Annotated in this window: 10 protein-coding genes and 1 other annotated feature (1 of these 11 cut by a window edge); of the genes, 9 read left to right on the top strand and 1 reads right to left on the bottom strand. The window is 36.7% G+C overall.

Annotation, left to right across the window (positions count from 1 at the left end):
• Positions 1-13 (top strand) — a binding site (T-box leader); it begins 197 nt to the left of the window's first position.
• Positions 14-94: 81 nt separating this feature from the next.
• The 8 genes from tyrS to MHI02_RS13300 all read left to right on the top strand — a co-directional run bounded on the left by tyrS (position 95) and on the right by MHI02_RS13300 (position 9,116).
• Positions 95-1,366 (top strand): tyrosine--tRNA ligase, encoded by a 1,272-nt coding sequence (gene tyrS, locus MHI02_RS13335; RefSeq protein WP_047186774.1) that lies wholly within the window; start codon positions 95-97, stop codon positions 1,364-1,366.
• A gap of 380 nt (positions 1,367-1,746) precedes the next feature.
• Complete coding sequence (locus MHI02_RS13330; RefSeq protein ID WP_341166113.1) at positions 1,747-2,907, top strand: M20 metallopeptidase family protein; 1,161 nt, start codon at positions 1,747-1,749, stop codon at positions 2,905-2,907.
• A gap of 21 nt (positions 2,908-2,928) precedes the next feature.
• Positions 2,929-4,530, top strand: a complete 1,602-nt coding sequence (locus tag MHI02_RS13325; RefSeq protein ID WP_047185425.1) for an ABC transporter substrate-binding protein — start codon at positions 2,929-2,931, stop codon at positions 4,528-4,530.
• 81 nt (positions 4,531-4,611) lie between these two features.
• Positions 4,612-5,556: an ABC transporter permease gene (locus MHI02_RS13320; protein ID WP_060667991.1), complete on the top strand. Its 945-nt coding sequence runs from the start codon at positions 4,612-4,614 to the stop codon at positions 5,554-5,556.
• A gap of 228 nt (positions 5,557-5,784) precedes the next feature.
• Positions 5,785-6,642 carry an ABC transporter permease gene (locus MHI02_RS13315; protein ID WP_341165972.1) on the top strand — a complete coding sequence of 286 codons (858 nt, stop codon included), beginning with the start codon at positions 5,785-5,787 and terminating at the stop codon, positions 6,640-6,642.
• A 21-nt stretch (positions 6,643-6,663) separates the two neighbouring features.
• Positions 6,664-7,689, top strand: a complete 1,026-nt coding sequence (locus tag MHI02_RS13310) for an ABC transporter ATP-binding protein (RefSeq protein ID WP_341165971.1) — start codon at positions 6,664-6,666, stop codon at positions 7,687-7,689.
• Positions 7,682-8,683: an ABC transporter ATP-binding protein gene (locus MHI02_RS13305; protein ID WP_047185421.1), complete on the top strand. Its 1,002-nt coding sequence runs from the start codon at positions 7,682-7,684 to the stop codon at positions 8,681-8,683. The genes MHI02_RS13310 and MHI02_RS13305 overlap by 8 nt, the downstream gene beginning before the upstream one ends.
• A gap of 13 nt (positions 8,684-8,696) precedes the next feature.
• The gene (locus MHI02_RS13300; protein WP_052771723.1) at positions 8,697-9,116 is read left to right on the top strand and encodes a hypothetical protein; all 420 of its coding nucleotides are present in this window, start codon (positions 8,697-8,699) and stop codon (positions 9,114-9,116) included.
• A 111-nt stretch (positions 9,117-9,227) separates the two neighbouring features.
• Here the strand turns inward: MHI02_RS13300 and rpsD are convergent, their stop codons facing one another.
• Entirely contained in the window at positions 9,228-9,830 is a 603-nt protein-coding gene (gene rpsD / locus MHI02_RS13295) for a 30S ribosomal protein S4 (RefSeq protein ID WP_047185420.1), read from the bottom strand.
• A 388-nt stretch (positions 9,831-10,218) separates the two neighbouring features.
• Between rpsD and MHI02_RS13290 the strand changes: the two genes are divergently transcribed.
• A complete protein-coding gene (locus MHI02_RS13290; protein WP_047184088.1) occupies positions 10,219-11,934 on the top strand; it encodes an IS1634 family transposase in 1,716 nt (571 codons plus the stop codon).
• Positions 11,935-11,941: the final 7 nt, after the last annotated feature.

The following is an 11,941-nucleotide window of genomic DNA, read 5'->3' as shown; positions in this document are numbered from 1 at the left end:
ACTCGTCCCTTTTTAGTTAGGGATGAGTTTTTTTATTTTTAGAAATGGCTGTTTTCTTAGAAAGATGCCAAATTAAAATAGGAGAGTGCATGTAATGGATATTTTACAAGATTTAGAAAAACGCGGACTAATTCAACAAACTACCGATCATGAAGGTCTAAAAAAACATTTAGAAACGAACCAGGTAAGTTTGTACTGTGGTTTTGACCCAACGGCAGATAGTTTACATATTGGTCATTTAGTACCATTAATTATGCTAAAACGATTCCAATTAGCTGGTCATAAACCAATTGCATTAGTCGGCGGCGGTACCGGAATGATAGGGGACCCAAGTGGACGTTCCACAGAAAGGTCATTAAATACAACAGAAACGGTACAATATTACGCTGATTCATTAAAAAAACAAATTAACAAAATTTTAGAAGTGGAGAACATTGAAAGTTCTGTAAAAGTACGAAATAATCATGATTGGTTAGGAAAATTAACTTTTATTGATGTACTAAGAGATATAGGAAAACATTTTAGTATTAATTATATGCTAGCTAAAGAATCTGTTTCAGCTCGTATAGAACAGGGACTTTCTTTTACTGAGTTTAGTTATATGCTATTGCAGTCTTTAGATTATATGAAATTATATGAAGAAGAAAACGTAACATTACAAATAGGTGGAAGTGATCAATGGGGAAATATTACCGCTGGAATGGAATTAATTCGTCGGGCAAGAGAAAATCAAGATGAGGAAATTAAAGTATACGGTTTAACTGTCCCATTAATAACAAAGGCAGATGGAACTAAATTCGGTAAAACAGCTGGTGGAGCAATTTGGCTTGATCCGGAAAAGACAACGCCATATGAATTTTATCAATTCTGGATTAATACGGACGACCGTGATGTCATTAAATTTATTAAGTACTTTACATTTTTAAACGAAGAAGAAATTGCTCAATTAGAAAGTGAGGTTACTAACCATCCGGAAAATCGTGTTGCTCAAAGACGTCTTGCAGAAGAAATGACTAAATTAGTTCATAGTGAAGAAGCGCTAGCACAAGCGAAAAAAATTACAGAAGCATTGTTTAGTGGAGATTTTAAGAAGCTATCCGCCAGTGACATTGAACAAGGTTTTAAAGATGTACCAACATTTGAAACTTCAAAAGAAGATATAGGCCTAGTTGATCTATTAGTAAATGCTAAAATTTCTTCTTCTAAGCGCCAAGCAAGGGAGGATATTTCTAATGGAGCGGTCTATATTAACGGGGAACGTCAACAAGATATTCAATATACTGTGACCGAAGAAGACCGTATTGAAGAGAAATTCACTATTATCCGCCGTGGTAAGAAAAAATATTTCTTAATTTCCTTTAATTAATATTGGAAATTGAAAAAATACATTGACTTGAGATGTCAGTGTATTTTTTTTGCCAAAAAAGTGTAAGGTACTCTCAACCTTAGTTTTTACATATAAAAATAGCCTCCAAATCTATGAAAATACCCTAAACCGAGTTGACAACTAGGTATAATATGGTTATCATTACTTATAAATTTATCCCACCTAAACGGACAGTAAGATTCCCGCCTAAAAAACAAAGAAGGTAGGTGGGAGATCAACTACCCGTAAAGGTTTGATAAGTCAGCGGGGGTTGAAGGAAGTTCCCACTGATGGGGTATTCTTTATAAAACTTACTAAATTCAAATAAAAATAGAATGCGGGGGATTTAATTGGGCTTAATTAAAGAATTTTCAACAATTATGAATAAAGTTGATGAACAGTTTTCGGAAGTTCAGAATTGGCGTAGACATTTACATAGACATCCAGAGTTATCATTTGAAGAAAAAAATACTGCATTGTTTATAGCAGAAAAATTAAGAAGCTTTGGACTTTCTGTGAAAACACAGATTGGTGGTCACGGGATTGTTGCGGAGTTAGAAGGGAAAGAACCAGGTAAAACAATTGCTTTGCGCGCGGACTTCGATGCTCTGCCTATTCATGAAGAAAATGATACTGCATATACATCCGAAAACCCAGGCGTTATGCATGCTTGTGGACATGATGGCCATACGGCAGCACTTCTTGGGACAGCACAAATGCTTAGTAAATATAAAGAACAATTAAAGGGGAAAATACTTTTTGTTTTCCAACCGGCGGAGGAGAAGCCACCAGGAGGAGCAAAATATATGATTGAGGAGGGAATTCTCGATAATGTAGATTATGTATTTGCTGCTCATCTCGCTTCAGAACTTCCATTAGGTCAAGTTGCTGTTGGTGCCGGATACCAAATGGCTGCAGTTGATAAGTTTGAAATAACGATAAAAGGGCATGGGGGACACGGTGCTAGGCCGAATGAGGCAATTGATCCAATTGTTATTGGTAGTGAAATTGTTCAATCCCTACAAAAAATTGTAAGCCGTAGGGTAGACCCATTGAAATCTGCTGTTGTTACACTGGGGGTATTCCAAGCTGGTGCTGCATTTAATGTTATTCCGGATGAAGCTAAAATTGAGGGAACGGTAAGAACCTTTGATGAAGATGTACGTGATTTAGTTGAAAAGGAAATACATTCTATTGTAAATGGAATTGCCAATGCGAATCACGCAAACTGTGAAATTGACTTTTTACGTGGTTACCCATCCCTATTTAATCATCCGGAAGAGACAGCAACTGTAAATGATATTTTAAAAGAGGTTTTTAATAAGGAAGAAGTTGTTGCACTAGAGCCAACGATGGGAGCGGAGGATTTTGCTTACTTCTTAAAAGAGAAACCTGGAACGTATTTCAGAGTTGGATCAAGAAATGAAAGCGAAAGTACCCATTATCCACACCATCATCCGAAATTTGATATAGATGAAAGGGCTTTACTTAATATTGAAAAGGCATTTATAAAAATTGTTTCACACTATTTAGTTGACTAATTACTAGGGGAGATCAGAGGAATGCGTCTAGAAAAAACATTAAAATTATTTGCTATATTAATTTTCACACTTATTTTGGTGGCTTGTAGTAATGGGAGTTCAAGCGAAGAGACGGGAGAAGGAAATTCAGCGGCAGAGGAAAAACAAACTGGTGGCACACTTGACGTCGCTTATACTAGTGAGCCAGATACATTAGACATTATGTCAAATGCTTCAAGTCCAACAAGGGATATCGCTTGGCATATTTTTGAAACATTAGTAGCGCTTGATAAAGATTTTGCTGTTAAACCGATGATAGCTGAAGATTATAGTGCCTCAGATGATCAAAAGGTTTATACCATAACCATTAGAGATGATGTGAATTTTCATAATGGCACAACTGTTGGGGCGGAAGATGTAGTAGCATCTATTGAAAGATGGAGACTTGTTTCTTCTGTAGGCAAAGTTGCAAGTGAGTATATCGAAGACGTGAAGGCAATCGATGAATTAACGGTAGAAATTACATTGAACGAAGTGTATAACGGGCTTCTAGATGATATGGCTGCTCCAAAAACAGGATTAGCTATTATTCCAAAAGAAATTGCCGAGGAAGCAGGGGAAAAACCATTAGTTCCGGAACAGCTTATTGGTACGGGACCGTATCAATTCGAAAAATGGGAAAGAGGAAATGAAATCGTTCTAACGAGGTTTGATGATTATTCACAGCGTGAAGAAGCGGATTGGGGAGGGCTTACAGGTAAAAAGGAAGCTATTCTTGATCAAATTAACTTTCTAATTGTCAAGGATCCCCAAGTGAAATTGAATGGTTTAAAAACAAACCTATATGATTATGCTCAAAACATTCCGACAGATTTATATGAAGTTATTGAAACAACACCAAATATAAATCCAGTTACGTATATCAATGGTTACTCAATGATTACACCTGATAAGTCAGAGCCGCCATTTGATGATTTGAAAGTTCGCCAAGCTTTACATTATGCTCTAGATAAAGAGGCCATCGCTCAATCGACTTATGGGAATGAAGAATTCTATGAAATGGATGGTGCTCTATTTGATCCAACTCAAACCGAATTATATACAGCAGAAGGAACAGACACTTATTTGGAGTATGATCCAGAAAAGGCAAAAGAGCTATTAAATGAATCTGATTATAATGGTGAGCCCATTACCATAATGTATTCCAACAATAATGAGGCATATAAACGTATTTCTCAAGTAGCTGAACAACAACTTGAGGAAGTAGGGTTTACAGTCGAACTAGAGCCATATGAATGGGCAACATATCTAGAAAAATGGCAAGAACCTCATAATTGGGACATTGTTGTCATTGGATATTCTACTAGATTTTCACCAAATGAGTTAGGATTTCTAGTTCAAGATACCGGTAGTAGTGGTTGGTACAACAGTGAACGTTGGTCTGAGTTAATGACACAATGGGGATTAGCAGCATCTTCTGAAGAAAGACAAAAAATATTAAAAGAAATGAACCAAACGGTATATGATGAACTTCCTTTCTTAAAAGTTGCAAATGAAACGACATTAGATATAATGAGTGACGAAATTCAAGAATATGATGCTTGGATTGGTCCACGATTCTGGAATACTTATAAGAATGAATAACCACAAAGGGAGTCATGTCTGTTTTTAACGACACTGGCTCCTTTGTTCTTTTCAAAGATTGATATAAAGGGAGGGAAAAAAGTGTTACATTACACGTTACGAAGACTTTTAGCCATTATTCCTGTTCTATTTATCGTTAGTATCATTGTATTTATGATTGTTCATCTTACTCCAGGTAACCCAGCTTACCTTATTTTGGGGGAAGATAGTTCTCCTGAGGCAATTGAACAATTAGAACAACAATTGGGACTAGATAAACCAAAAGTTGTTCAATATTTTGACTGGTTAGGCAATATATTTGTAGGGGACTTGGGACAATCGATTTATTCTGAGCAAGCAGTAACACAAATTATTGTCGAACGTCTTGGTCCGACATTTAGCTTAATGGTTATATCCATGTTATTAACCATAATTGTTGCGATACCAACTGCTATTTTTATTGTATGGAAACGGAATACAGTGTTAGATCCTCTGTTTTTATCAGGTTCTCTACTAGGAACATCAATACCTGAGTTTTGGTTAGCGTTGTTATTAGTTCTTGGTCTGGGTGTATCCGTACCTATTTTTCCTGTAGCGGGTTATATACCAATTACAGATGGATTATTGGGTTGGTTACATCATTTGCTTTTGCCGGGTATTGTTTTGGCTGCTGTAGAAATCGGGTTAATTGCTCGTATGCTCAGGGATAGCATGCTTGAATCGGTCAATCAAGATTATACGAAAACAGCACGAGGAAAAGGGGTAAAAGAAAGTACAGTTTTAATGAAGCATGTGTTTTCCAATGCGCTTATTCCAACGACAACCGTCATAGGTGTAACAGTTGCTGGTCTGCTCGGAGGAACAGTTATCATTGAAACGATTTTTACAATTCCAGGTGTTGGTCAATTGTTAATTGATTCGATTCACCGTAGGGATTACCCGGTAATTCAAGGAGTAGTATTATTTGTTGCTTTTGTTTATGTACTTATTAATTTAATTGTCGACCTTTTATATGCCTTTTTAGATCCAAGGATTCGCTATGATTGATTTAGGAACAAAGGCGCAAGCGCCCGTTTAGCGACGTACGGACTGGACTGAGCCGCAGGAGATAAAGGAAACACGACGAACGGAGTGAGTCGATGTTGACTTATCGAACGGAGGTGAAGGAAGTCTCGCTAGTCGCTGGGCGCTGGAGCCGGACGTGGCCTTTTCTGAATAATTATCCACATGCAGGAATTTTATAATTTCCTGGACAACAAAAAAGGAGATGTCTTCATGTTAAGAAGAAAACGTAATCTCATTCCTTTCGTCTTTTTAATTTTATTGTTTTTAGCAACCATGACAGCTACATGGTGGCTTCCTGTATCTCCAAGCTTTATGGATTCAAGTCTGCGATTGATGGCACCATCCGCAGAGTATTGGTTTGGTACAGACCACTTTGGCCGGGATATATTCGGTCAAACGATTATAGCTGCAAGGGTTTCACTATTAGTCGGTTTTACGGTTGCCGCGCTTTCTACGATAATGGGAACAATAACGGGTCTTATTGCAGGATACTATAAAAAGTTAGATTCTATTATTATGCGGATTATTGATGGGATGCTGGCTTTTCCTTCTTTATTATTGGCACTTGCTTTGGTTGCTGCTTTAGGTGGAAGTGTAACTAATATTATTATCGCGCTGACCTTTTCCTTTTGGCCTGTTATGACACGAGTTGTACGCTCAAGTGTTCTTCAAGTAAAAAATATTCAATATGTTGAAGCTGCCAAAACATCAGGAATTAAGGATACTGTAATTTTATCGCGATACATTCTTCCTAATGTCATGTCTCCTATCATTGTGCAAGGAACGTTTATTTTTGCAAGATCTATACTAGCAGAAGCGGCACTAAGTTTCCTAGGGGTTGGAGTTGAACCATCCATACCAACATGGGGAAATATGTTACAAGAAGCACAGATTTATATTACAACAGCGCCTTGGTTCTCCATTTTTCCTGGTATTTTTATTGTTGTTACTGTCCTAGCGTTAAATGTATTAGGAGATGGGCTTAGAGATGCTTTTGACCCTTATGCAAAAGGGAAGAAGAAAGTAAAAAAACAAATGTTCAAACAGAGAAAACAATATGCTTCATGATAATAGTAGGAGGGATAGACGGTGCTAGAAGTAAAGAATTTGAAAGCTCATATTGATACACCAGATGGGTTGGTAAAGGCAGTTGATGGAGTGACCTTTACTATTAAACCAGGTGAAACGGTCGGTATAGTAGGTGAATCTGGAAGTGGGAAAAGTGTTCTAGCTCATTCTATCATGCAACTTAATCCTAAGCCGCCAACCTTCTACCCGCAAGGTGAAATTCTATTTGAAGGAAAGAATTTGCTCCAATTACAAGAAAAGGAACTTCGGAAAATACGAGGTAACGATATAGCGATGATTTTTCAGGATCCTATGTCAAGTTTAAATCCTGTTTTTAAAATAGGAGATCAATTGATGGAAGCGATATTAACGCACCATCACATGCCAAAAAGTAAAGCAAAACAGAGAGCAATTGAATTACTAAAAGATGTAGGTATTCCAGATCCAGAAAAAAGAATGAATGCATACCCACATCAATTTTCAGGTGGAATGCGTCAGCGTGTCCTTATCGCTATTGCACTCGCATGCAATCCGAAAATTTTGATTGCGGATGAACCGACCACAGCACTTGATGTTACGATACAAGCACAAATACTAGAACTTATGAAAAATATTCAAGAAAAATATGGGATGGCTATTATTATTATCTCTCATGATTTGGGCGTTATTGCTCAAATGGCAGAGAAAGTTCTTGTTATGTACTCAGGAAGAATTGTAGAAAAGGGGAATGTGGAAGATATCTTCTTTCATACTTCTATGCCTTATACATGGTCGTTGCTTAGGTCCCTTCCACGTATCGATTCTGAATCTCGTGAACGTTTACTTAATATAGAGGGGCAACCCCCAAATTTAATTCATCCACCAAGTGGGTGTAATTTTCATCCACGATGTCCTTTTGCTACGGAACAATGTAAGTTGATTGATCCTGAATTAACGAAAAGATCTTCTAATCATTTTGTAGCTTGTCTTTTATCCGAAGTGGAGTTTAAAGAAGCGAAGAGACTTATGGAAAATGTAGAACAGGAAGGGGATTTAAAACATGTCTGAACCTTTATTGGAAATACGGGATTTGAAAATGCATTTTCCAATAAAACAAGGAGTATTTCAAAGAACGACAAACTATGTTAAAGCGGTGAATGGTGTAAACTTTACCTTAAATAAAGGAGAAACCTTAGGGATTGTTGGTGAATCCGGATGTGGGAAAAGTACCCTTGCACGTACCATTGTTGGCTTATTAAAACCAACTTCCGGGGATATTTTATTCGAAGGAGAAAGCATTTTACAATACAATTCAAAAGAATTACACCAACTTAGGCGAGATGTACAAATGGTCTATCAGGATCCTTATACAAGCCTTAATCCAAGAATGAGGGCGGGAGATATAATTGCCGCACCATTAAAAGCGTATAACCAATCAAATAATTTAAGAAAACGTGTACTAGAATTAATGGAGTTAGTAGGGTTAAAAGCAGATGATTATAAAAAGTTACCACATCAATTTTCTGGAGGACAACGTCAAAGGATTGGAATTGCGCGTGCCCTTGCACTTAATCCAAAATTAATTATTTTAGATGAACCAGTAAGTGCGTTAGATGTATCGGTGCAGGCGCAAGTAATTAATTTGTTGGAGGATCTACAAGAAGAATTAGGTTTAACCTATCTATTTATTGCACATGATCTATCAGTGATTAGGCATATATCTGATAGGGTAGGTGTCATGTATTTAGGTAAGATGATGGAGATGTCTGATAGTGAATCATTGTATAAGAATGCCCGTCACCCATATACAAATGCACTGCTTTCTGCTATACCTTTACCGTATCCAATGAAGGAAAAGAAACGGGAACGTATTGTATTAAAAGGGGAACTACCATCCCCATCCAATCCGCCAAGTGGGTGCGTATTTCACACAAGATGCCCATTTGCTACAGAATTTTGTAAAGGAAATGTACCTACCTTAGATGAAGGTAATGATGCGGGTCATTTTGTGTCTTGCTTCTATCCAATTGAAAACAAACAAGAAGAGTTCGCCCGCCAGTAAAAGGAGAGAGTGTATGGAACTACAAAAGATATCTTTAATGGATGCATATATGATAGAAACATTAAGAAGTAAGGGTGTCACGAATCGAGAATTAGTAGAACAAAAGGACATCGAGGTTTGGAATCGTCTGCATGACTCTTTTGACTTTCGTAATTTAATAAACTTAAGAGACCACAATCCTACCGCTTTTCAATCCATTATTGAAGATGGGTATCAAGTGAAATTCGTTACCTTTAATGGATTAAAAAACTTATTAAAATTAAAATTTAATAGGATTGAAGAGATAGATTATCAAACAACAGAAAGAGGTATTCGAGGATTATATCTCAACACAGAGGAACGCAATCAATTAGAAAACCTTCTTTCTAAAAATTGGACTATCTATGGGGGAAATGTAGACGTAAAGTCGATTTTTCACGTTGAGTTGGTTTAACTCCCGTTTAATAAGATTTCTTTAGAAAATATAAAACACAGAAAAGCCCTAGAACACTTGATAAACAAGGTTTCTAGGGCTTTGAAAACTGTTAAATAAAACGTACCACTATTAACGAGAGTAGAATTCAACGATAAGCGATTCGTTAATTTCAGCTGGTAGTTCGGAACGTTCAGGATAACGAGAGAAAGTTCCTACTAATTTATCCGCATCGAAAGTTAAGTATTCAGGAACGAATGTATTAACTTCTAAAGCTTCTTTAACGATATCTAGTTTTTGAGATTTTTCACGTAAACTAATGGTTTGACCAGGTTTCACACTATAAGATGGAATGTCTAAACGTTTTCCATCAACCATAACATGACCATGGTTTACTAGCTGACGAGCTTGTCTACGCGTACGAGCTAAACCTAAACGGTAAACTAAGTTATCAAGGCGAGATTCAAGTAAAATCAAGAAGTTTTCACCGTGGATACCTTTCATTTTACCAGCTTTAGTGAATAGGTTACGGAATTGACGTTCGTTTAATCCATACATGAAGCGTAATTTTTGCTTCTCTTGCATTTGTAATCCGTATTCAGATAATTTTTTACGTTGGTTTGGTCCATGTTGACCAGGAGCGTAAGGGCGTTTATCTAATTCCTTACCAGTTCCAGTTAATGATATTCCAAGACGACGGGATTTTTTCCATACCGGTCCAGTATAACGAGACATATAGAATGTCCTCCTTTTATTTATTTTATTTGCATAAAATAAAAAGAGCGTGTTCCTTACGTTGTCCATTCCGTTTTCATGTACCATCGCTCTGGCAGCAGAGAGTTACACGATACACCTTGCTTAGATTTACAAGGAACGAAATGGGTGCAAGCGTCGGTTCACTTAGGCTACCTATTATTTTACACAAAGACTAGTATAATATTTTAAAATATGGATGTCAAATTTTTTTACAGGAAACTCGGGAGTTTGACACCCTAAAATAAAAAAAACGCGCAAAAGCCTTGGTACGGCTTTATTTTTTTGTCAAATTTTTCATAATTTTATTGCGTAACATTTCGTAATATACTATAATTAAGGTAACATTAGCTGCTTTGGGGGTAATTTTATGCGTATTAAAGTGAGTCGTTCTAAAAATTCCAAGTCTTATTTTGTAATTAAAGATATTTATCGGGGCAATAAAAGGACAACCAAAGTTGTTGAAGCCTTGGGAAATGACAAAGAAATTTTAGAAAAGCATCCTGGTGTGGATCCCTATACCTGGGCAAAAGAATACGCTAAAAAGTTAACACTGGAAGAAAAGGAACGAAACTATAAAATCGTCACCAAATACAGTCCTGCCAAGCAAATACCATTGAATAAACAGACGCTATTTAATGCTGGTTACCTCTTTTTACAATCTATTTACCATGGGTTAAAACTGGATAAAATTTGCCAGAAGATATCTCAGGAGTATGAATTCAAATATGATCTGAATGAAATACTTTCGCGCCTTCTTTATTTACGGATTCTACATCCGACCTCTAAAAAAGGAACGTTTGAACATTCGAAAGACTTACTTGAACCTGCACATTTTCAGTCACATCAAATTTATCGGGCACTTGGTGTCCTCGCCGAGCAATCAGATTACATAGAGGAAATGGTGTATAAAAACAGTCTAAATGTAGTGGATAGAAACACACAGATTCTATATTATGACTGCACAAACTTTTTCTTTGAAATCGAAGAAGAAGACGGTTTAAAACAATATGGAGTTTCTAAAGAAAATCGCCCCAACCCAATTGTTCAAATGGGACTGTTCATGGATGGGTCAGGCCTTCCACTTGCTTTTAGTATGACACCTGGAAATAGAAATGAACAAACAACCTTGAAACCGTTGGAACGTCGTATTTTAAAGGACTTTAACCTTTCAAAATTTGTTGTATGTACAGATGCCGGTCTATCTTCAAATAAGAATCGGATATATAATACTCGAGGAAAACGCGCCTTTGTAACTACGCAGTCTATCAAAAAACTGAAGAAATTTTTGAAGGAATGGTCTCTGGATCCTGAAGGGTGGCGAATACCAGGAAGTAATAAAAAGATAAATTTGAATGACATTCGCAATCTCGAAAATGACCAGAGAACGTACTACAAAGAGCGTTGGATCAAGGAAAATGATCTAGAACAAAAGTTAATTGTCACCTACTCCCCTGTTTATCAGCGTTATCAATCATCCATTCGAGCTAAACAAGTTGAACGAGCGAAGAAAAAGATGGAAAATCCAAGCTCGTTGAATAAACATAATCAGAATGACCCAAAGAGATTCATTAAAGCGACACATGTAACAGACAATGGTGAAATTGCGGATAAGACGCAAGCAACTCTGAATCAGAAACAGATTGATAACGAATCCATGTATGATGGATTTTATGCCGTATGTACCAATCTAGAATCAACTATTGAGGAAATAATTAAGATAAATCATGGGCGATGGGAGATTGAGGAGACATTCCGAATACTAAAAAGTGAATTCCAGGCTCGACCAGTTTACTTGCAAAGAGAAACCCGAATAAAGGCACATTTTCTAACATGCTTTTTGTCCTTATTGATCTATCGCATTCTAGAAAAAAAGTTGGATGAAAGATTTACATGTCCTGAATTAATTAGTACGTTAAGAAATATGAACATGCTAGAATTGGATGGAGAAGGATACATACCTGTATATACTCGAACAGAAATTACGGATGCATTACATGATGCATTTGGCTTTAGAACTGACTACGAAATAGTTACTCAAAAAAATATGAAAAAAATTTTTAAACAAACCAAAAGGGAAAAATAGTACGCAG

This window comes from Oceanobacillus sp. FSL K6-0118 (assembly GCF_038006665.1).
GTDB classification, from domain to species: Bacteria; Bacillota; Bacilli; order Bacillales; family Amphibacillaceae; genus Oceanobacillus; species Oceanobacillus caeni.
This window is presented reverse-complemented; position numbering and strand designations above follow the sequence as displayed.